Source organism: Streptomyces sp. NPDC055632 (genome assembly GCF_053618675.1).
Genome location: NZ_JBSHHY010000023.1, coordinates 24294 through 44780, shown reverse-complemented (window position 1 = coordinate 44780; position 20487 = coordinate 24294). Strand labels below are relative to the sequence as shown.

General features: G+C 70.8%; 18 protein-coding genes. 12 read left to right on the top strand and 6 right to left on the bottom strand.

The annotated features are described in order from the left end of the window. Positions 1-102: 102 nt before the first annotated feature. Positions 103-1725 (bottom strand): AMP-binding protein, encoded by a 1623-nt coding sequence (locus ACWGSR_RS25895; protein WP_453569398.1) that lies wholly within the window; start codon positions 1723-1725, stop codon positions 103-105. Positions 1726-2421: 696 nt separating this feature from the next. Here ACWGSR_RS25895 and ACWGSR_RS25890 point away from each other — a divergent pair. The 3 genes from ACWGSR_RS25890 to ACWGSR_RS25880 all read left to right on the top strand — a co-directional run bounded on the left by ACWGSR_RS25890 (position 2422) and on the right by ACWGSR_RS25880 (position 5779). Next, positions 2422-3711 carry an acyl-CoA dehydrogenase family protein gene (locus ACWGSR_RS25890; RefSeq protein ID WP_453569395.1) on the top strand — a complete coding sequence of 430 codons (1290 nt, stop codon included), beginning with the start codon at positions 2422-2424 and terminating at the stop codon, positions 3709-3711. Beyond that, on the top strand, positions 3708-4121 hold the full coding sequence (locus ACWGSR_RS25885) for a RidA family protein (RefSeq protein WP_376232094.1): 414 nt from the start codon (positions 3708-3710) through the stop codon (positions 4119-4121). Before ACWGSR_RS25890 ends, ACWGSR_RS25885 begins: the two co-directional genes overlap by 4 nt. 98 nt (positions 4122-4219) lie before the next feature. Further along, complete coding sequence (locus ACWGSR_RS25880; protein ID WP_453569392.1) at positions 4220-5779, top strand: MFS transporter; 1560 nt, start codon at positions 4220-4222, stop codon at positions 5777-5779. Here the strand turns inward: ACWGSR_RS25880 and ACWGSR_RS25875 are convergent. The 3 genes from ACWGSR_RS25875 to ACWGSR_RS25865 are packed head-to-tail and all read right to left on the bottom strand — an operon-like array spanning position 5776 to position 7080. Continuing rightward, positions 5776-6555, bottom strand: coding sequence for a hypothetical protein (locus ACWGSR_RS25875; protein WP_453569389.1), 780 nt, complete (start codon positions 6553-6555; stop codon positions 5776-5778). The two genes, ACWGSR_RS25880 and ACWGSR_RS25875, sit on opposite strands and share 4 nt — an antisense overlap. Before the next feature lie 49 nt (positions 6556-6604). After that, the gene (locus ACWGSR_RS25870; protein ID WP_453569386.1) at positions 6605-6841 is read right to left on the bottom strand and encodes a hypothetical protein; all 237 of its coding nucleotides are present in this window, start codon (positions 6839-6841) and stop codon (positions 6605-6607) included. Then, entirely contained in the window at positions 6838-7080 is a 243-nt protein-coding gene (locus tag ACWGSR_RS25865) for a hypothetical protein (RefSeq protein ID WP_453569383.1), read from the bottom strand. The genes ACWGSR_RS25870 and ACWGSR_RS25865 overlap by 4 nt, the downstream gene beginning before the upstream one ends. Positions 7081-7283: 203 nt before the next feature. Between ACWGSR_RS25865 and ACWGSR_RS25860 the strand changes: the two genes are divergently transcribed. Together ACWGSR_RS25860 and ACWGSR_RS25855 are read left to right on the top strand one after the other, a co-directional pair. Next, positions 7284-8126, top strand: coding sequence for a helix-turn-helix domain-containing protein (locus ACWGSR_RS25860; RefSeq protein ID WP_453569380.1), 843 nt, complete (start codon positions 7284-7286; stop codon positions 8124-8126). Continuing rightward, positions 8108-8320, top strand: a complete 213-nt coding sequence (locus tag ACWGSR_RS25855) for a DUF397 domain-containing protein (protein ID WP_376232116.1) — start codon at positions 8108-8110, stop codon at positions 8318-8320. Before ACWGSR_RS25860 ends, ACWGSR_RS25855 begins: the two co-directional genes overlap by 19 nt. Positions 8321-8383: 63 nt before the next feature. Here ACWGSR_RS25855 and ACWGSR_RS25850 read toward each other — a convergent pair whose 3' ends face one another. Further along, positions 8384-9913, bottom strand: a complete 1530-nt coding sequence (locus ACWGSR_RS25850; RefSeq protein ID WP_353796556.1) for a helix-turn-helix domain-containing protein — start codon at positions 9911-9913, stop codon at positions 8384-8386. A 51-nt stretch (positions 9914-9964) separates the two neighbouring features. Continuing rightward, complete coding sequence (locus ACWGSR_RS25845) at positions 9965-10321, bottom strand: VOC family protein (RefSeq protein WP_376232134.1); 357 nt, start codon at positions 10319-10321, stop codon at positions 9965-9967. A 98-nt stretch (positions 10322-10419) separates the two neighbouring features. Here ACWGSR_RS25845 and ACWGSR_RS25840 point away from each other — a divergent pair, with 98 nt between their 5' ends. From ACWGSR_RS25840 to ACWGSR_RS25810, 7 genes are all read left to right on the top strand, one after another. Then, positions 10420-11046: a GNAT family N-acetyltransferase gene (locus ACWGSR_RS25840; protein WP_453569375.1), complete on the top strand. Its 627-nt coding sequence runs from the start codon at positions 10420-10422 to the stop codon at positions 11044-11046. A gap of 150 nt (positions 11047-11196) precedes the next feature. Further along, the gene (gene acnA / locus ACWGSR_RS25835) at positions 11197-13911 is read left to right on the top strand and encodes an aconitate hydratase AcnA (protein WP_376232137.1); all 2715 of its coding nucleotides are present in this window, start codon (positions 11197-11199) and stop codon (positions 13909-13911) included. A gap of 458 nt (positions 13912-14369) precedes the next feature. After that, the gene (gene ngcE, locus ACWGSR_RS25830; protein WP_376232139.1) at positions 14370-15812 is read left to right on the top strand and encodes an N-acetylglucosamine/diacetylchitobiose ABC transporter substrate-binding protein; all 1443 of its coding nucleotides are present in this window, start codon (positions 14370-14372) and stop codon (positions 15810-15812) included. 106 nt (positions 15813-15918) lie between these two features. After that, positions 15919-16848: a carbohydrate ABC transporter permease gene (locus ACWGSR_RS25825; RefSeq protein ID WP_376232140.1), complete on the top strand. Its 930-nt coding sequence runs from the start codon at positions 15919-15921 to the stop codon at positions 16846-16848. Beyond that, entirely contained in the window at positions 16848-17786 is a 939-nt protein-coding gene (locus ACWGSR_RS25820; RefSeq protein WP_376232141.1) for a carbohydrate ABC transporter permease, read from the top strand. Before ACWGSR_RS25825 ends, ACWGSR_RS25820 begins: the two co-directional genes overlap by 1 nt. Before the next feature lie 225 nt (positions 17787-18011). Beyond that, positions 18012-19223 (top strand): ROK family transcriptional regulator, encoded by a 1212-nt coding sequence (locus ACWGSR_RS25815; protein ID WP_376232143.1) that lies wholly within the window; start codon positions 18012-18014, stop codon positions 19221-19223. 122 nt (positions 19224-19345) lie between these two features. Beyond that, complete coding sequence (locus tag ACWGSR_RS25810; RefSeq protein ID WP_453569369.1) at positions 19346-20410, top strand: sugar ABC transporter substrate-binding protein; 1065 nt, start codon at positions 19346-19348, stop codon at positions 20408-20410. Positions 20411-20487: the final 77 nt, after the last annotated feature.

Here is a 20487-nt window from a genome sequence, read left to right as displayed (position 1 = left end):
GGGCACGGGCGGCGCCGGATGCCGGGCCGGTCACCGGGCCGCGCCGGTCACCGGACCGCGCCGGATGCCGGTAGCACCGGCCGTACCGGTTCCCGCGCCGGGTCACACCGGCTCCCGCAGCCGGAAGCGCTGGAGCTTGCCCGTCGCCGTGCGCGGCAGCGCGTCCAGGAAGACGACCTCGCGGGGCGACTTGTACGGGGCGAGGCGGGCCCGCACGAAGGCCCGCAGCGCGGCGGCCGTGCTCGCGTCGCGCGGCACCCCGTCCCGCACCACCGCGTACGCCACGACGACCTGGCCGCGCAGCTCGTCCGGGCGGCCCACCACGGCCGTCTCCACCACGTCGGGGTGGTCGAGGAGGACCTCCTCGACCTGGGGCCCGGCGATGTTGTACCCGGCCGAGATGATCATGTCGTCGGCCCGGGAGACGTACCGGAACCAGCCGTCGGGCTCGCGGACGTACGTGTCGCCCGTGACGTTCCAGCCGTTCCGCACGTACTCGCTCTGGCGGGGATCGTCCAGATAGCGGCAGCCGACCGGGCCGCGCACCGCGAGCAGCCCCTCCTCGCCGTCCGGGACCTCCCGGCCCTCCCGGTCGACGACCCTGGCGTGCCAGCCGGGGACCGGGCGGCCGGTGGTGCCGGGGCGGATGTCGCCGTCGGCGGCCGACAGGAAGATGTGGAGCAGCTCGGTCGCGCCGATGCCGTTGATCAGGCGCAGGCCCGTACGGGCGTACCAGGACCGCCAGGTCGCCTCCGGCAGGTTCTCCCCGGCGGAGACGCAGCGGCGCAGCGAGCCGGTGTCGGGGGCGACGCCCTGCGCCAGCTCGTCGAGCATCACCCGGTAGGCGGTCGGTGCGGTGAAGAGCACCGAGATCCGGTGCCGCTCGATCGCGGCGAGGAGCTGCTTCGGGCCGGCCTGTTCGAGGAGGACCGCGCTCGCGCCGGCCCGCAGGGGGAAGACGAGGAGTCCGCCGAGGCCGAAGGTGAAGGCGAGCGGCGGCGAACCGGCGAAGACGTCGTCGGGCAGCGGGCGCAGGACGTGCGCGGAGAAGGTGTCGGCGACGGCCAGGACGTCCCGGTGGAAGTGGACGCAGCCCTTGGGGCGGCCGGTGGTGCCGGAGGTGAAGGCGATGAGGGCCACGTCGTCGGCGGCGGTCGGCACGGCCTCGTACGGGCCGGGGCGGCGGGCGGCGAGGGCGAGCAGGTCGTCCGGCCCGTCCCCGCCGAACGGGGTGATCCGGAGCCCGGGGATCCGGGCCGAGAGGAGTTCGTCGAGGGAGTGGGCGTCGCAGAGCGCGTGGGTGCAGCGGGCCGCGTCCGCCATGACGGCCAGTTCGGGGGCGCGCTGCTGGGCCAGAACGGTGACGGCGACTCCGCCGGCCTTCATCACGGCGAGCCAGCAGGCGGCCAGCCAGGGGGTGGTCGGCCCGCGGAGGAGGACCCGGTTGCCGGGCACGAGCCCCAGGTCGGAGGTGAGGACGTGGGCGATCCGGTCGACCCGGTCCCGCAGCTCCCCGTAGCTCCAGACCGTGCCGTCGCCGTCGTGGAAGGCGGGCCGGTCGGCGCCGAACCGTTCCACCGTGCGGTCGAGGAGTTCCGTCCCGCAGTTGAGCCGGTCGGGGTACGCCAGCTCCGGAAGGCCGAAGAGGAGCCGGGGCCACCGCTCCGGCGCCGGCAGCCGGTCGCGGGCGAAGGTGTCGAGGTGCGCCGAGGGTGTCAGCTCCATGAGTCCGTCCCCCTGTCGTGGTGGGGTCGCCCGTCGCTCCACGAGCGTATCGTGTCGGTGACGACAGTCAACGGTCCGCGACAAGGGCGCCGGGAAGCGCCGGAAAGGGGACGCCGGAGGGCGGGGCCACGGGATCGCCGCAGGGCGGCGGGGCCGATGCGCCGGGGTACGCCGGAAGAGGAGCACGGCGTCGCACCGGTGCGCGGGCGCCGGGGGATGCCGGGGCGAGGAGGCAGGAAGGAGCCGGGACGAGGAGGCCGGAAGGCGCTGGTACGAGGAGGCCGGAAGGCACCGGTGCGGGAGTGCCGGGAGGTGCCCGCACGAGGAGGCCGGAAGGCACCGGTGCGGGGGCGCCGGGAGGCACTGGGACGAGGGCGCTGGAAGGTGCCGGGACGAGGACGCTGGAAGGTGCCGGGACGAGGACGCTGGAAGGTGCCGGGACGAGGACGCTGGAAGGTGCCGGGACCAAGGTGCCGGGAGGCGTCGGAGCCGAGGCGCCACCGCGCGCCGGTACGGAGACGCCGGAAAGCGCTGTGACGAGGGCGCCGCCGTGCGCCGGGACGGAGACGCCGGGGCACACCCCGGCAGAGGCGCCACCGCGCGCCGGTACGAGGGCGCCGGAAGGCGGCGCTGCGACGGAGGCGCCCGGAGGCGGCGCCGTGACGAGGGCGCCCGAGGGCGCCGGAGAGGGCCCGCATGCCCGCATTCTCGCTCGAACCGGAACAGATCACCTGGTGTGCGGAGCTCCGCGCCCTCGCCGCCGAGCGCCTGAAGCCCCTCGCCGAGCGGGGCGAACCCGGCCGGGTCAACCGCCCCCTCGTCGCCGCCCTGGGCGACCTCGGCCTCCTCTCCCGCCTCTTCGGAGCCGGCGCCCTCGACCTCTGCCTCCTGCGCGAGTCCCTCGCCCGGGTCTGCACCGAGGCCGAGACCGCCCTCGCCCTCCAGGGCCTCGGCACCCACCCCGTCGCCGCCTTCGGCACCCCCGCCCAGCGCGCCCGCTGGCTCCCCGGGGCCACCGCGGGCCGGGCCGTCGCCGCCTTCGCGCTCTCCGAGCCGGACGCCGGCTCCGACGCCGCCGCGCTCGCCCTCGACGCCGTCCCCGACGGACGCGGCGGCTGGCACCTGCACGGCGAGAAGCGCTGGATCTCCAACGCCCCCGAGGCCGACTTCGCCACCGTCTTCGCCCGCACCACCCGGGGCGCCGGAGCCCGGGGTGTCACCGCCTTCCTCGTCCCCGCCGACCGCCCCGGCCTCGGCGGCGAACCGCTCGACATGCTCGCCCCGCACGCGCTCGGCACCCTCACCTTCGATGGCGTCCCCGTCGGCCCCGACGACCTCCTCGGCGCCCCGGACCAGGGCTTCCGGGTCGCCATACGCACCCTGAACCTCTTCCGCCCCAGCGTCGGCGCCTTCGCCGTCGGCATGGCGCAGGCCGCCCTCGACGCGGCCCTCGCCCACACCGCCGCCCGCCCCGCCTTCGGCGGTGTCCTCGCCGACCTCCAGGCCGTCTCCCACCGGATCGCCGAGATGGCCACCCGTACCGAGGCGGCCCGCCTCCTCGTCCACGCGGCGGCGAGCGCGTACGACCGGGGCGACCCGGACGTGCCCCGGCGCTCCGCCATGGCCAAGCTCCTCGCCACCGAGACCGCCCAGTACGTCGTCGACTCCGCCGTCCAGCTCCACGGCGCCGCCGCCCTCCAGCGCGGCCACCTCCTGGAACACCTGTACCGCGAGGTCCGCGCGCCCCGGATCTACGAGGGGGCCACCGAGGTCCAGCGCACGATCATCGCCAAGGACCTGTACGCCCGCCACCGCGAGGATGCCCGTCACGGCGAGGAAGCCCACCACGACGAGAAAGCCCGTCACGGCGAGGAGGCCGGTCACGACGAGGAGGCCCGTCACGGCGAGGAAGCCCGTCACCGCGAGGAACTCCGTCACCATGGGGAACAGGGACACGCTTCCCCCCGGAAGGAGCCGGCCCCATGAGCCTGCACCGCCACAACCCCGCCGACCTCGCCCCGCCCACCGGCTTCAGCCACGCCGTCACCGCCACCGGCACCCGCTTCGTCTTCCTCGCCGGGCAGACCGCGCTCGACTCCGACGGCACGGTCGTGGGGGAGACCCTCCCCGAGCAGTTCACCACCGCCCTCGCCAACCTCCTCACCGCCCTGCGCCACGCCGGCGGCACCCCCGCCGACCTCGCCCGGGTCACCGTCTACGCCACCGACGTCGAGGACTACCGCGCCCACGCCCACGAACTGGGCGGCATCTGGCGGAGGCTGGCGGGCCGTGACTACCCCGCGATGGCCGTGATCGGAGTCGTACGCCTCTGGGACGAACAGGCCCTGGTGGAGCTGGACGGCTTCGCCGTCCTGGACGAGCCCGCGCACACTTGATCAACTGGTCGCCCTCACGGACCGGGCTTAGGGTCGAAAAAGTGGGCCGACCGGCCCACGGCTCCCTCCCGTGAGGGCGTTACGCGCCATGACCGCTCATGTCTAGCACCCCGAAGCCGACGACTCCCGCGGCGACCGCGCCCCGCGGAAGCGGAGGAGACGGCAAGGGCATCGCCCTGTTCGTGATCGCCTCCTGCCAGCTGATGGTCGTCCTCGACATCACGATCGTGAACATCGCGCTCCCGCACATCCAGAGCGCCCTCGACTTCTCGACCACCAGCCTGGCCTGGGTGGTCAACGCCTACACGCTCACCTTCGGCGGGCTCCTCCTCCTCGGCGGGCGCTTCGGCGACATCCTGGGCCGCCGCCGGGTCTTCATGTTCGGCGTGCTGCTCTTCGGACTGGCCTCGCTCTTCTGCGGGTTGGCCCAGAGCGAGTGGCAACTCCTGGCCGCCCGCGCCCTCCAGGGCGTCGGCGGCGCCATCGCCTCGCCGACGTCGCTCTCCCTCATCACCACGACCTTCGACGAGGGTCCCGAACGCAACCGCGCCTTCGGGGTGTTCGCCGCCGTCTCGGCCGGCGGCAGCGCGATCGGCCTGGTGGCCGGCGGCATGCTCGTGCAGTGGCTCGACTGGCGCTGGATCTTCTTCGTCAACGTGCCCATCGCCCTGCTGATCGCCTTCCTGACGCCCCGGCACGTCAAGGAGTCGGAGCCGAGCCCCGGCCACTTCGACCTCACCGGCGCGCTCACCTCGACGATCGGCATGGTGGCCCTGGTGTACGGGTTCATCCGCGCCGCGGACAAGGGCTGGCGCGATCCGTACACGATCGGCTCGTTCGTCGCGGCGGTCGTCTTCCTGGCCGTGTTCATCCTGGTCGAACGCCGTTCCCAGCAGCCGATCACCCCGCTGCGCATGTTCGCCGACCGCAACCGCTCGGGCACCTACGCCATCATGCTGTGCCTGGCGGCGGCGATCTTCGGCATGTTCTTCTTCCTCACGCTCTTCGTGCAGCAGGTGCTCGGCTTCAGCCCGCTGAAGGCGGGCCTGGCGTTCCTGCCGGTCAGCGCGATCATCGCGGTCGGCGCCGGACTCACGTCGAACCTGTTGCCCCGGTACGGCCCGAAGCCCTTCATGGTGACGGGCTCGGTCCTGGCCGCGGCGGGCCTCGCCTGGCTGACCCTGACGGACGTGGACTCCACCTACCTGGGGAGCATCCTCGGCCCGATCCTGGTCTTCGGCCTGGGCATGGGCCTGATGTTCGTCTCGCTGACCATCATGGCCCTCTCGAACGTCGAACCGCGCGACTCGGGCGCCGCGTCCGGCCTGCTCAACGCCATGCAGCAGGTCGGCGGTTCGCTCGGCCTGTCGATCCTGGTCACGGTCTTCGGCACGGCCAGCCGCAACGAGGCGGAGAAGCAGGTCCCCGCCTTCCTCTCCCAGGCGGGCCCCTTGGAGAAGGCCCGCTTCGCCGAGACCGGCCAGCTCCCGCCGCCCTGGGGCGACCAGGTGCTGACCTCCGGCGTCTCGGCGGGCTTCGTCACGGCGGCCATCTTCGCCGCGGTGGCCGCCCTGATCGCCCTCGTCGTCATCCAGGTCCGGGCCTCGGACATCGAACGCCTCAAGGGCGGCGCGGCCATGATGCCGGGCGGCGGCTAGGACGTCGGCTCGGGCCGCAGCCGGGCGTACGGCTCCGCGGGACAGGCGGCGTCCGGCGGGGCGAGCTTGAGATAGGCGGTCGCGTACTGCGGGTTCTCGATCTCCTTGCCGGGCGCGGGATCCTGGAAGCAGACCCGCCACGTGCTCGGGTCGGCGGGCAGCGTGACGTCGGTGTAGACGCTCTCCGGCCGCACCTTCCTCACCCCGACCGCCTCCAGCATCTCCCCGGCCCGTACGAAGGTCGCCCCGGCGACCCCCGGCATCGACGGCCAGGAGACCTTCTCGCCGTCCGCGGCGGGACAGGGCGAGTCGACGCGCACCACCCCGAGGTCCAGCACGGGCCGCCCTCCACCCCGCTGCCCGCCCGCCACCTGGAAGCACACCTTCCACCCGTCCGCGTCCCACTGCCCGTCGTCCCGGTCGGACGCGTCATGCGTCACGACGTCGTACCCGGCCCCGTCCGCGACCTCCTGCGCCTCCTTGAGCACCTTTCCCAGGAGCTGCGGGGGTTCGGCGGGTGTCGGCGGACTCGTGGAAGGGGTCCCCGTGGCCGTGGCCTCTGCGGAGGAGGGGGAGACGGGAGCCTCCGGCCGGCCGCCCTTCTTCGCGTCTCCGACATCCCCTCTCGGCTCTCCGGACGGATCGCCGAACAGCAGAAGTCCGCCCCCGAACACGACCAGCACCCCCATGGCGACGAACCCCGGCCGCCGCCACCAGGGACGCGCGGCGGGCGGAGGGGACGGGGGCGGCGGGGGCACGGGCGCATAGGGGTCCACGCCGGGATCGTAGGCCCGCTCCCCGGACCACCGCCGACTTATGCCCGGATCAGCGACCGCACCGGCCGCGCCGACTGCGCGCGTTGGCCTCGGCGACGAGGGCGCTCAGCAGCTCCGCGCCGGTGAGGGGGTGGAGGTCCGCCGGGGAGACGTCCCACGGGACGCCGCCACCGAGCGGACGGAGCCGGAGGTCCGGGCCGTCCGCGCCCACGACACGGCCCACGAGGTTGCGGGTGGTGTCGAGGACGACCGCGCCGACGTGGGGGAGGCCGCCTTCACGGGTCACCGCGTGAGCCCGTTCAGGATCACCTCGGCGAGCGCGTGGGCGACGGGCGCGGAGCAGACGCCGAGGTGGACGAGTGCGTAGGAGGCCTCGCCCTCGCGCTCGTCCGGCCACGGGCTGCGGATGTCCATGGCGGGGAACTGGACGCCGGCCCGGGAGAGGGCGGCGGCGAGGGCGTCCCGTGCGTCCAGGGCCTCCTGGATCTTGGGCGTGGCGCTCGGTTCGCGCGGGGTGGGTGCCATGGGTTCACTCCTCGTGGGTCGGTTCCGCCGTTTCACGGACCCGTTGACGTGCGGTGGATTACGCTGCGTAGTCCAGGTGTGACGAGGATGTGCCCGGACCCGGGTGGGCCGGGTGTGGACGGGGGAGTGCTTCCCCGGCGTACGGCGCCGGTTCCACACCTTCCACACCGCCGGTCCGTACGAGCGACGCGGAGGGCGACGCGATGCCGCAGCGACGAGTGGTCAGCGGCCGAAGCCAGGAACCGCGCCAGCGGTTCGCGGAGGAGCTGTACAGGCTCCGGACGGCCCGGAAGCTGAGCCTCCGGCAGCTCGGCGAACGAGTCGGCTGGGACTGGTCCCTCTTCGGCAAGATGGAGAAGGGCGAGACGCTGGGCAGCCCGGACGTCGTCCAGGGCCTGGACACGTTCTACGAGACGCCGGGGTTGCTCCTTGCGTTGTGGGAGCTCGCGGCGGGGGACAAGTCCCAGTTCAAGGAGCGGTACCGGCGGTACATGACGCTGGAGGCCGAGGCGGTGAGCCTGTGGCACTTCGGTGTGAGTGTGGTGCCGGGGCTGTTGCAGACGCCGGAGTATGCGCGGGAACTCCTGGCTGCGGGCGGTTACAAGGGCAAGGAGCTGGAGCAGCAGGTCGAGGCGAGGATGAGCCGGAAGGCGCTGCTGGAAGGTGAGGACGCGCCACCGTTCCGCACGATCCTGGCGGAGGCGGCCTTGCGCACACCGGTGCGGGACGGGCAGGAGTGGCGCGCACAGTTGGAGTACCTGCGGGAGATGTCCGAGCGGCAGAACATCACTGTGCACGTCCTGCCGCAGAGCGCGGGAGTGCACGGACTGGTCGGCACGGAAGCATGGTTCCTGCGCCTCGCGAACGGTCGTCCGGTGGCTTATACGGAGAACGCCCACAGCGGCGAACTCGTCGAAGAAAGCACGATGATCGAGCGCATGCAGCGTGCCTACGATGTGGTGCGCGACATGGCCCTGTCCCCCGCTGAGTCGCGGAAGTTCATCCTGCACATGTTGGAGGAAGTGCCGTGCGACCCATCGACCTGAGCGACGTAGCTTGGCGCAAGAGCAGCTACAGCAACCCGGACGGCGGTGCGTGCGTCGAGGTCTCCGACGACTTCGCCCCCCTCGCCGTCCCCGTACGGGACAGCAAGACCCCGTACGGCCCGGCCCTCGTGTTCCCGGCGGGCGGCTGGTCCCGCTTCGTCGAGGCGGTCAAGGGCGGGCGGCTGAACGGCTGAGCTCATGGCGACGGCCCCCGCGAACCTTCGGGAGCGCGAGGGCCGTCGGCGTGTCCGGGCCGGTCAGATGTCCCGGAAGATCTCGATCTGCGCCCCGATCGAGTTCAGCCGCTCCGCCAGGTCCTCGTACCCCCGGTTGATGACGTACACGTTCCGGAGGACCGACGTGCCCTCGGCCGCCATCATCGCGAGGAGGACGACCACGGCGGGGCGGAGGGCCGGCGGGCACATCATCTCGGCGGCGCGCCAGCGGGTCGGGCCCTCGACGAGGACGCGGTGGGGGTCGAGGAGCTGGAGGCGGCCGCCGAGGCGGTTGAGGTCGGTGAGGTAGATCGCCCGGTTGTCGTAGACCCAGTCGTGGATCAGGGTCTTGCCCTGCGCCGTGGCCGCGATGGCCGCGAAGAAGGGGACGTTGTCGATGTTCAGGCCCGGGAACGGCATCGGGTGGATCTTGTCGATCGGCGCCTCCAGCTTGGAGGGGCGGACCGTCAGGTCGACCAGGCGGGTGCGGCCGTTGTCGGCGTTGTACTCGGGCGAGCGGTCGTGGTCGAGGCCCATCTCCTCCAGGACCGCGAGCTCGATCTCCATGAACTCGATCGGCACCCGGCGGATCGTCAGCTCCGACTCGGTGACGACGGCGGCGGCCACCAGGCTCATCGCCTCGACCGGGTCCTCGGAGGGGGAGTAGTCGACGTCCACGTCGATCTGCGGCACGCCGTGCACGGTGAGGGTGGTGGTGCCGATGCCGTCGACCCGGACGCCGAGCGCCTCCAGGAAGAAGCAGAGGTCCTGGACCATGTAGTTGGAGGAGGCGTTGCGGATGACGGTCGTGCCGTCGTGCCGGGCGGCGGCCAGCAGCGCGTTCTCGGTCACCGTGTCGCCGCGCTCGGTCAGGACGATCGGGCGGCCGGGGGAGACCGAGCGCTCGACCTGCGCGTGGTAGATGCCCTCGGTGGCCGTGACCTCCAGGCCGAAGCGGCGCAGGGCGATCATGTGCGGCTCGATCGTGCGCGTGCCGAGGTCGCAGCCGCCGGCGTACGGCAGCCGGAAGCGGTCCATGCGGTGCAGCAGCGGGCCGAGGAACATGATGATCGAGCGGGTGCGGATGGCGGCCTCGGAGTCGATGGACTCCATGTCCAGCTCGGCCGGCGGCACGATCTCCAGGTCCACGCCCTCGTTGATCCAGCGGGTGCGCACGCCGATGGAGTTGAGGACCTCCAGGAGCCGGAAGACCTCCTCGATGCGGGCGACCCGGCGCAGGACCGTACGGCCCTTGTTGAGGAGCGAGGCGCAGAGCAGCGCGACACAGGCGTTCTTGCTGGTCTTGACGTCGATGGCGCCGGAGAGCCGGCGGCGGCCGACGACCCGGAGGTGCATGGGGCCCGCGTATCCCAGCGACACGATCTCGCTGTCGAGGGCCTCGCCGATCCGGGCGATCATCTCAAGGCTGATGTTCTGGTTGCCGCGCTCGATCCGGTTGACGGCGCTCTGGCTCGTGGCCAGTGCTTCGGCGAGCTGCGTCTGGGTCCAGCCGCGGTGCTGCCGGGCGTCACGGATGAGCTTGCCGATGCGTACGAGGTAGTCGTCTGCCATGGCGTCACGTTATCTCAGATATGAGATGAAGATCGGACTCGGGGTGGGCCGTCAGGGTGAAAGGCCGTGGGCGGTCGGGTGACGCGGCTCGTACAGGGGGAGTTCGGTGCCGCTCGGCAGCCGGACGGCCGCGAGCAGCCCCCAGCCCCGGTCGCTGATGGCCCGTGAGATCTCCGCCCCCCGGTCCTCCAGGGCCGTCAGGGTGCGGGTGAGGTCGTCGCACATGAGGTACACCTCGTGCCTCGGCCCGTCCTCGGCGGGATGCATCGCGATCTCGGCGGGCGGCAGCTTGAAGACGAGCCAGCCGCCCCCCGCGTCCACGTGCTCGAACCCGAAGACGTCCTGGAGGAAGACGCGGTCCGCCTCGGCGTCCCGGCTGTAGAAGGTCACGTGCACGCCGCTGAACATGGTCCGATCCTCGGCCTCACGCGCCGGGGCGGCCAGTCGTCCGCGTCCGTACGGGGGGTGCGGGCGGCCGGCCGGCCCCCGCGCGGCAGGATGCCTGCATGGAGCGAGCCCTGCGCGTACCCGACCTGGCCGCCCCCGGCGGCCTCGTCCTCCGGCCGTGGCGCATGTCCGACCTCGACCTCGTCCGCGAGGCCGCGGAGGACCCGTACATCCCGCTCGTCACGACCGTGCCCTCCCCGTACTCCGAGGCCGGGGGCCGCGCCTTCGTGGAGCGCCAGTGGGGGAGGGCGGAGACCGGGGCCGGGTATCCGTTCGTCCTCGTGGACGCCGGCGGGCGGTCCGTCGGCGCCGTCGGTCTGTGGCCGGAGGCGGGGGAGGGGGCGGGCGCCACCCTGGGGTACTGGGTCGTCGCCTCCGCCCGGGGCAGGGGCGCCGCCGCGGCCGGCCTCGCCGCCGTCGCCGACTGGGCCCTGGGGGAGCTGGGCGTTCCCCGGCTCGCGCTGCACGTCGAGCCGTGGAACGCCGCCTCCGTGCGGGTCGCCGAGCGCGCGGGTTTCCGGCGCGAAGGGGTACGGGAGGGGTGGCTGCGGGTCGGGGGCGAGCGCCGGGACGTGCTCGTGTTCGTCCTGTCCCGTGGCGGCGGGCGCGCGACGGGGCGCCGCGCGGGGGCGACATCACGCACCTCGCGGGCGCCCGGGCATGACCGAGCGACCGGGATGCACTAGAGTTATCTCGACATCGAGATAACTGCTTACGGCGCACCGTGGCCGCCCGGCCGGTAAGGGTTACCTAACTTAGCCCTACCTTAACGGATCCGCGAGGGGTCGTGGCGGCAGCATGACGGTAGTACGCGCACATTGATGAAGGAGACTGTCGTGTCGGCGAACAGCTTCGACGCCCGCAGCACGCTGCGCGTGGGCGACGAGTCGTACGAGATCTTCAAGCTGGACAAGGTCGAGGGCTCCGCGCGCCTCCCTTACAGCCTGAAGGTCCTCCTGGAGAACCTGCTCCGCACCGAGGACGGCGCGAACATCACCGCCGACCACATCCGGGCCCTCGGCAACTGGGACTCGCAGGCTCAGCCGAGCCAGGAGATCCAGTTCACGCCGGCCCGCGTGATCATGCAGGACTTCACCGGTGTGCCCTGCGTCGTCGACCTCGCCACCATGCGCGAGGCCGTCAAGGAGCTCGGCGGCGACCCGGCGAAGGTCAACCCGCTCTCCCCGGCCGAGCTGGTCATCGACCACTCGGTCATCGCCGACAAGTTCGGCACCAAGGAAGCCTTCGGCCAGAACGTCGAGCTGGAGTACGGCCGCAACAAGGAGCGCTACCAGTTCCTGCGCTGGGGCCAGACCGCCTTCGACGACTTCAAGGTCGTCCCGCCCGGCACCGGCATCGTCCACCAGGTGAACATCGAGCACCTGGCCCGCACGGTCATGGTCCGCAACGGCCAGGCGTACCCCGACACCCTCGTCGGCACCGACTCGCACACCACCATGGTCAACGGCCTCGGCGTGCTCGGCTGGGGCGTCGGCGGCATCGAGGCCGAGGCCGCGATGCTCGGCCAGCCGGTCTCCATGCTCATCCCGCGCGTCGTCGGCTTCAAGCTGACCGGCGAGCTGCCGGCCGGCACCACCGCCACCGACCTCGTCCTCACGATCACCGAGATGCTGCGCAAGCACGGCGTCGTCGGCAAGTTCGTCGAGTTCTACGGCGAGGGCGTCGCCGCCACCTCCCTGGCGAACCGCGCCACCATCGGCAACATGTCGCCGGAGTTCGGCTCCACCGCCGCGATCTTCCCGATCGACGGCGAGACCCTGAACTACCTCAAGCTCACCGGCCGCTCCGAGCAGCAGGTCGCGCTCGTCGAGGCGTACGCCAAGGAGCAGGGCCTCTGGCTCGACCCGGCCGCCGAGCCCGACTTCTCCGAGAAGCTGGAGCTCGACCTCTCCACGGTCGTCCCCTCCATCGCCGGCCCGAAGCGCCCGCAGGACCGCATCGTCCTCGCGAACGCCGCCGAGCAGTTCAAGCAGGACGTCCGCAACTACGTGGACTGCGTCGACGAGGCGGGCCAGGAGTCCTTCCCGGCCTCCGACTCCCCGGCCATCGCGAGCTCGGCCCCGTCGAACCCGGTCCAGGTGACCGCCCCCGACGGCTCCACCTACACGCTCGACCACGGCGCCGTCACCGTCGCCGCGATCACCTCCTGCACCAACACCTCGAACCCGTACGTCATGGTCGCCGCCGCGCTCGTCGCGAAGAAGGCCGTGGAGAAGGGCCTGACCCGCAAGCCGTGGGTCAAGACCACCCTCGCCCCGGGCTCGAAGGTCGTCACCGACTACTTCGACAAGGCGGGCCTCACCCCGTACCTCGACAAGGTCGGCTTCAACCTCGTCGGCTACGGCTGCACCACCTGCATCGGCAACTCCGGCCCGCTGCCGGATGAGGTCTCCAAGGCGGTCAACGACCACGACCTGGCCGTGACCTCGGTCCTCTCGGGCAACCGCAACTTCGAGGGCCGCATCAACCCCGACGTCAAGATGAACTACCTGGCCTCCCCGCCGCTGGTCGTCGCGTACGCCCTCGCGGGATCCATGAAGGTGGACATCACCAAGGACGCCCTGGGCACCGACCAGGACGGCAAGCCGGTCTACCTGACGGACATCTGGCCGACCGAGGCCGAGGTCAACGACGTCGTCGCCAACGCCATCGGCGAGGACATGTTCAACAAGTCCTACCAGGACGTCTTCGCGGGCGACGCCCAGTGGCAGGCGCTGCCGATCCCGACCGGCAACACCTTCGAGTGGGACACCGAGTCCACCTACGTGCGCAAGCCCCCGTACTTCGAGGGCATGACGATGGAGACCACCCCGGTCTCCGACATCGCCGGCGCCCGCGTCCTGGCCAAGCTGGGCGACTCGGTCACCACCGACCACATCTCCCCGGCCGGCGCCATCAAGGCCGACACCCCGGCCGGCCAGTACCTCACCGAGCACGGTGTGGAGCGTCGTGACTTCAACTCCTACGGCTCGCGCCGTGGCAACCACGAGGTCATGATCCGCGGCACCTTCGCCAACATCCGCCTGCGCAACCAGCTCGCGCCGGGCACCGAGGGCGGCTACACCCGCGACTTCACCCAGGCCGACGGGCCGGTCAGCTTCATCTACGACGCCTCCCGCAACTACATCGAGCAGGGCACCCCGCTCGTCATCCTGGGCGGCAAGGAGTACGGCTCCGGCTCGTCCCGCGACTGGGCCGCCAAGGGCACCGCGCTCCTCGGCGTCAAGGTCGTCATCACCGAGTCGTACGAGCGCATCCACCGCTCGAACCTCATCGGCATGGGCGTCCTGCCGCTCCAGTTCCCGGAGGGCCAGTCGGCCGAGTCCCTCGGTCTGACGGGCGAGGAGACCTTCTCCTTCACCGGCATCGAGGAGCTCAACGACGGCACCACGCCGCGCACGGTGAAGGTCACCACCGACACCGGCGTCGAGTTCGACGCGGTCGTCCGCATCGACACCCCCGGCGAGGCCGACTACTACCGCAACGGCGGCATCATGCAGTACGTGCTCCGGAACCTCATCCGCGGCTGATGCCGTAGGACCCGGTGACACCGGGCGGGCCCCGCTCCTCTTTCCGAGGAGCGGGGCCCGCTTCGCGTTTCCCTTCGATTCTCGAAGGCGTGTCCGATTTGTCGTTCGCGGGTCCGGGTGGCGCCGCCTCCACGGGCCCCAGTACGGGTATACCGGGACCGGTGTCAAGGGTGTCGACGGACGGATGGTTGGACGAAACGCCGCAGATCCAGCGTGCTTATCCCGCAGGTCTCAACTCGGGAAAGATGGCTGTCGAAACCTGCTTTCGATCTTGCTCAGGCGAAGGGAAGTGGACTATACCTGTCGGCGTCCAGCCAGTCGGTTCCCACACACGACGGCCCGACGCCTGCACGACCCGGCTGCAAATGACCGCGGTGGCGGGGCCCTTCGCCTGTGGCGAGTTGAGAACGGGCGACCGGTACACCGCCTGAGTCCTGAATGAAGGCGAGGACTTGAGCATGGGATCCACCTCCGCACAGACCAATGAGGGCCTCGGCCGTCGCGATCTGATCAAGCGTTCCGCCGCTATCGGTCTGATCTCCGTACCGACCATGGGGTTCCTGTCCGCCTGTGCGAGCAGCGACAGCGGTGGCAACGGAAAGGTCGAGAAGGGTACGAAGTCCGACAAGAACCCGCTCGGCGTGAACGAGTCGGCGCCGCTCGACTTCGTCCTCTTCGACGGCGGATTCGGACAGCAGTACGCCAAGGACGCGATCAAGGTCTACGAGACCAATTACCCCAAGGCCAGCGTCAAGTTCACCCCGACCCAGAAGATCACCACCACGCTGCAGCCGCGCTTCAACGGCGGCACCCCGCCGGACCTCATCGACAACTCCGGCGCCGAGCAGATGGACATGGGCGTCCTCGTCGGCCAGAAGCAGCTCGCGGACCTCACCCCGCTGCTCGACGCGCCCTCGGTCGACGACCCGAGCAAGAAGGTCCGCGACACGCTGCGGCCCGGCATCGTCGAGATGGGCCAGTTCGACGGCGAGCAGTGCTGGATCCTCAACTACGCCTACACCGTCTACGGCGTCTGGTACTCGCAGAAGCTCCTCGACTCGCTCGACGCGAAGTACCCGGAGACCTGGGACGAGATGCTGGCCGTCTGCGAGAAGGCCAAGAAGAAGGGCATCGCCGGCTGGACGTACGCGGGCAAGCACCCGTACTACGTCCCCTTCTCGCTCTACCCGATGATCGGCAAGGTCGGCGGCCGCGAGGTCCTGGACGCCATCGACAACCTGGAGCCCAAGGCCTGGGAGCACCCCGCCGTCAAGGCGTGTTTCGAGGCGTACTACGAGCTGGTCCAGAAGGGCTACATCCTCAAGGGCACCCCCGGCCTCGACCACATCCAGTCGCAGACCGCCTGGACCGAGGGCAAGGCGCTGTTCATCCCGAACGGCTCCTGGGTCGAGAACGAGGCCGCGAAGACCATGCCGGCCGACTTCGGCCTGGCCGTCTCCGGCCCGACCGGCCTCGACGCCTCCGACAAGATGCCGTTCGGCACCATCTGGGCCGCCGGCGGCGAGCCCTTCATCGTCCCGGCCAAGGCGAAGAACGCCGAGGGCGGCATGGAGCAGCTCCGCATCATGCTCAGCGAGGCCTCCTCCAAGAACTTCACGCAGTCCGTGAAGTCCCTGACCGCCCTCAACGGCGGCACCGACGGCATCGAGCTCTCCCCGGGCCTCAAGTCCGGCGTCGCCGCCCTGGAGAAGGCCGGCCAGAACGTCGTCAACCCGCGCCTCCAGGACTGGTACGTCGCCCTCCAGAAGGAGAAGATCGGCGTCGCCGGCATCGGCGAGATGATGGCCGGGCGCGCCACCCCGGCCGAGACGATCAAGAAGATCCAGAAGTTCGCCGACGAGGCGGCCCAGGACTCCTCGATCAAGCACTACAAGCACTGATGAGCGGTGCCGGGGCCCCTTCCCGCCGACCGGGAGCGGGCCCCGGCCCCTTGGCGCGCGGCACGAGCGGCGTGCCCGGCGCGGGAAAGATCGGGGTCGGTAGGACATGCAACACGGCAAGTACCGTTTCATCGTGGGGTTCCTGGCGGCCCCCCTCGCGCTCTACGCGCTGTTCGTCATCTGGCCGTTCATCCAGTCCATCTACTACTCCCTCACGGACTGGACCGGACTGAGCCCCGAATTCGGAATGATCGGATTCGACAACTACAGCAGGATGCTGGACGACGAGATCTTCTGGAAATCGCTCCAGCACAGCCTGACCTTCGCGGTGGTGCTGCCGCTGGTGACCGTCGGCCTCGCGCTGTTCTTCGCCTTCATGCTCAATGTCGGCGGTCGGCGCCGCAAGGGCGCGGCCATCGCCGGTGTGCGCGGGTCCTCCTTCTACAAGATCGTGTATTTCTTCCCGCAGGTGCTGTCGATCGCGATCGTCGCGCTGCTCTTCCAGTTCGCGTACAACCCGAACAGCGGAGCCATCAATTCCGTGCTGAAGGGCGTCGGTCTCGGCAGCGTCCAGCCGGACTGGCTCGGAGACCCGGACCTCGCCCTCATCTGCGTGATGGTCGTCCTCGTCTGGTCCACCGTCGGATTCTTCGTCGTCCTCTTCTCGGCCGGCATGGCGTCCATTCCCAAGGACTTCTACGAAGCGGCCCTGCTCGACGGCGCGAACCGCTTCACCACCTTCTTCAAGATCACCCTGCCGCTGCTCTGGGACACCGTGCAGTCCGGCTGGATCTACATGGGCATCCTCGCCCTCGGGGCCGAGTCCTTCGCCGTCGTCCAGATCATGACCGTCGGTCCCAGCGGCGGCGGGCCCGACTACTCGACCATCGTCCTGCCGCTGTACGTGTACCAGAAGGCGTTCCGGGACGGTCAGGCCGCCTACGCCACGACCATCGGTGTCGCCCTGCTCCTCGTGACGCTGGCCTTCGCGGCCGTCGTGATGAAGCTGGGCCGGCGCGAGCGGCTGGAGTTCTGATGAAGATCACCGACACGACCCCCGCCGGAGTGGACAACTCCGGCTCCCCGGCGGGACCGGACCCCGTGGTCACCAAGACGACCGCCCCCGCGCCCCGCAAGGAGCCGAAGGGCGAGGGCACCACCCTCAACGTCTTCTCCCACGGCATCCTGATCCTCTGGGCGATCATGGTCGTCATGCCGCTGCTCTGGGCGGTCATGACCTCCTTCAAGACCGACCGGGCGATCTTCACCTCCCCGTGGTCGCTGCCCGACAGGCTGCACTTCGAGAACTGGTCGCGCGCCTGGACCGAGGCGCACATGAGCGACTACTTCCTGAACACCATCCTGGTGGTCGGCGGCTCGCTGATCGGCACGCTCCTCCTCGGCTCGATGGCGGCCTACGTCCTGGCCCGCTTCGAGTTCCCGGGCAACCGCTTCCTCTACTTCCTCTTCATCGGAGGAATGAGCTTCCCGATCATCCTGGCGCTCGTGCCGCTGTTCTACGTGATGCAGAACATGGCCCTGCTCAACACGCTGCACGGCCTGATCCTCGTCTACATCGCGTACTCGCTGCCGTTCACGGTCTTCTTCCTCACGGCCTTCTTCCGCACCCTGCCGACCTCGGTGGCGGAGGCGGCCTTCGTGGACGGCGCCTCGCACACCCGGACCTTCTTCCAGGTGATGCTGCCGATGGCCAAGCCGGGCCTCATCAGCGTCGGCATCTTCAACTTCCTGGGGCAGTGGAACCAGTACCTGCTGCCGACCGTGCTCAACACCGAGCCGGAGCGGAAGGTGCTCTCGCAGGGGCTCGTCCAGCTCGCGGTCAGCCAGGGCTACAAGGGCGACTGGTCGGGTCTCTTCGCCGGCCTGGTGATGGCCATGCTCCCGGTCCTCGTCGCGTACATCGTCTTCCAGCGGCAGGTGGTGGCCGGTCTGACCGCCGGCGCCGTGAAGTGATCCCCGGGGCCGCACCGGCCCCGCCACCGCTCCCGAAGGGCCCCCGGCGCACCGCGCGCCGGGGGCCCTTCCGGCGGTACGGGGCCGGGGGAGGACGGCCCGGGAAACCCGGTGCGAACACCGTGTGACCCTCACCTCCGACACTCAAGGTCTTGACGGGGAGCAAGCCGAAAGCGTCCCCTTAGAGTTCACATGTTGGAGAAAACGGTGGGAGTGAGTGAGTCGATGGAGACTCCGGGGTCGCAGACTTCTCTGCACAGGGCCAATCTCGAACGGGTCGTCCGGGCGGTGCGCATGGCCGGCTCGCTCACCCAGGCGGAGATCGCCCGGGCGACGGGCCTCTCCGCCGCCACGGTCTCCAACATCGTGCGGGAGCTGAAGGACGGCGGCACCGTCGAGGTCACGCCCACCTCCGCCGGGGGGCGCCGGGCCCGCAGCGTCTCGCTCTCCGGCGACGCCGGCATCGTGATCGGCGTCGACTTCGGCCACACCCACCTCCGGGTCGCCGTCGGCAACCTCGCCCACCAGGTGCTCGCCGAGGAGGCCGAGCCGCTCGACGTCGACGCCTCCGCCGCCGAGGGCTTCGACCGGGCGGAACAGCTGGTCAAACGGCTCGTCCTGACCACCGGGATCGGCCCCGACAAGGTGATCGGCGTGGGCCTGGGCGTACCGGGCCCGATCGACGTCTCCTCCGGGACCCTCGGCTCGACGTCGATCCTGCCGGGGTGGAGCGGCATCAACCCCGCCGAGGAGCTCTCGGGCCGCCTCGGGGTCCCCGTGCACGTCGACAACGACGCCAACCTCGGCGCGCTCGGCGAGCTGGTCTGGGGCGGCGGCCGGGGCGTCAAGGACCTGGCGTACATCAAGGTGGCCAGCGGCGTCGGCGCCGGTCTGGTCATAGACGGACGGGTCTACCGGGGCCCCGGCGGCACCGCGGGGGAGATCGGGCACATCACCCTGGACGAGTCCGGGCCGGTCTGCCGCTGCGGCAACCGGGGCTGCCTGGAGACCTTCACGGCCGCCCGCTACGTCCTGCCGCTGCTCCAGCCGAGCCACGGGCCCGACCTGACCATGGAGCGGGTCGTCCAGCTGGCCCGCGAGGGCGACCCCGGCTGCCGCCGGGTGATCGCGGACGTCGGCCGGTACATCGGCAGCGGCATCGCCAACCTCTGCAACCTCCTCAACCCCAGCCGGGTGGTGCTCGGCGGGGACCTCGCGGAGGCCGGGGAGCTGGTCCTGGCGCCCATCAGGGACTCCGTCTCGCGGTACGCGATCCCCAGTGCCGCCCGGCAGCTCTCGCTGGCCCAGGGGGCCCTCGGCGGGCGCGCCGAGGTCCTTGGCGCGCTCGCCCTCGTGCTGAGCGAAATGGGTGATTCGACCCTGTTGGAGAGTGCCCTGCCCGCTGCCGCGCCGACCTCCCGGCTTGCCTTCACTTAGATAACGAACACCACCGTTGTCATCTCGTTAAGAATTTACTTCTTGACGTCAACGTTGCGGCCGAGTTGACTTCGTGCCACCTCGGCCGCAACGTCGCGGCCTCGTCAGGGAGGCAACCCCAAATGAACGCAGTGACGCGTCGTGCCGTCATAGCCACGGCCGCGGTGTCGATGGCCCTCTCGCTCGCCGCCTGTGGCCAGGCCGGCGGCGACGACAGCGGCGACAAGGGCAGCTCGACCAAGATCGGTCTGCTCCTGCCCGAGAACAAGACCTCGCGCTACGAGGCCCTGGACAAGCCCCAGTTCGAGAAGGCCGTCAAGGCCGCGTGCGGCGACTGCGAGGTCGTGTACAACAACGCCGTCTCCGACGTCGTCAAGCAGAAGCAGCAGTTCGACCAGTTCATCGCCGACGGCATCAAGGTCATCGCCCTCGACCCGGTGGACGCCACCAAGGCCGAGAGCTGGGTCAAGGACGCCAAGGCCAAGGGCGTCAAGGTCGTCGCGTACGACCGCGCCGTCAAGGGCGCCGACGCCTACGTCAGCCACGACAACAACAAGGTCGGCGAGCTCCAGGGCCAGGCCCTCCTCGCCGCGCTCGGCGGCAAGGCCGCCACCGCCAACGTCGTGATGATCAACGGCGACGAGAAGGACCCGAACGCCGCCCTGTTCAAGAAGGGCGCCCACACCGCGCTCGACGGCAAGGTCGGCAAGATCGCCTACGAGGCCTCCGGCGAGTGGGACCCGAAGATCGCCGGCGAGAAGATGTCCGCCGCGATCTCCTCGGTCGGCAAGGACAAGATCGGCGCCGTCTACTCCGCCAACGACGGCATGGCGGGCGGCATCGTCACCTCCCTGGAGAACGCCGGCATCAAGGGCATCCCGGTGGGCGGCCAGGACGCCGAGGTCGCGGGCATCCAGCGCATCATCGCCGGCACCCAGACCTTCACGATCTACAAGTCGCCGCTCCAGCTGGCCCCCGAGGCCGCCAAGTTCGCGGTGAACCTGCTCCAGGGCAAGGACCTCGGCGCCCAGGGCGACACCGACGGCGTGCCGTCCACGCTCTTCCCGCCGGTCGTGGTCGACAAGACCAACATCCAGGACACGGTCGTCAAGGACGGCATCTACAAGGCCGCCGACCTCTGCACCGCGGACCTCGCCGCCAAGTGCACCGAGCTGGGCGTCAAGTAACCCCCGCTCCACCCCGCCGGGCCCCCCGAGGGCCCGGCACCACGGATCCCGGCCCGGCCCCGCCCGGCCCCCGGCCG

What these genes read in the sequence shown, in the direction of transcription:
- ACWGSR_RS25895 (WP_453569398.1), bottom strand. Translation starts at nt 1,725, where the DNA reads ATGGAGCTGACACCCTCGGCGCACCTCGACACCTTCGCCCGCGACCGG.
- ACWGSR_RS25890 (WP_453569395.1), top strand. Translation starts at nt 2,422, where the DNA reads ATGCCCGCATTCTCGCTCGAACCGGAACAGATCACCTGGTGTGCGGAG.
- ACWGSR_RS25885 (WP_376232094.1), top strand. Translation starts at nt 3,708, where the DNA reads ATGAGCCTGCACCGCCACAACCCCGCCGACCTCGCCCCGCCCACCGGC.
- ACWGSR_RS25880 (WP_453569392.1), top strand. Translation starts at nt 4,220, where the DNA reads ATGTCTAGCACCCCGAAGCCGACGACTCCCGCGGCGACCGCGCCCCGC.
- ACWGSR_RS25865 (WP_453569383.1), bottom strand. Translation starts at nt 7,080, where the DNA reads ATGGCACCCACCCCGCGCGAACCGAGCGCCACGCCCAAGATCCAGGAG.
- ACWGSR_RS25860 (WP_453569380.1), top strand. Translation starts at nt 7,284, where the DNA reads ATGCCGCAGCGACGAGTGGTCAGCGGCCGAAGCCAGGAACCGCGCCAG.
- ACWGSR_RS25850 (WP_353796556.1), bottom strand. Translation starts at nt 9,913, where the DNA reads ATGGCAGACGACTACCTCGTACGCATCGGCAAGCTCATCCGTGACGCC.
- ACWGSR_RS25845 (WP_376232134.1), bottom strand. Translation starts at nt 10,321, where the DNA reads ATGTTCAGCGGCGTGCACGTGACCTTCTACAGCCGGGACGCCGAGGCG.
- ACWGSR_RS25840 (WP_453569375.1), top strand. Translation starts at nt 10,420, where the DNA reads ATGGAGCGAGCCCTGCGCGTACCCGACCTGGCCGCCCCCGGCGGCCTC.
- ngcE (WP_376232139.1), top strand. Translation starts at nt 14,370, where the DNA reads ATGGGATCCACCTCCGCACAGACCAATGAGGGCCTCGGCCGTCGCGAT.
- ACWGSR_RS25825 (WP_376232140.1), top strand. Translation starts at nt 15,919, where the DNA reads ATGCAACACGGCAAGTACCGTTTCATCGTGGGGTTCCTGGCGGCCCCC.
- ACWGSR_RS25820 (WP_376232141.1), top strand. Translation starts at nt 16,848, where the DNA reads ATGAAGATCACCGACACGACCCCCGCCGGAGTGGACAACTCCGGCTCC.
- ACWGSR_RS25815 (WP_376232143.1), top strand. Translation starts at nt 18,012, where the DNA reads ATGGAGACTCCGGGGTCGCAGACTTCTCTGCACAGGGCCAATCTCGAA.
- ACWGSR_RS25810 (WP_453569369.1), top strand. Translation starts at nt 19,346, where the DNA reads ATGAACGCAGTGACGCGTCGTGCCGTCATAGCCACGGCCGCGGTGTCG.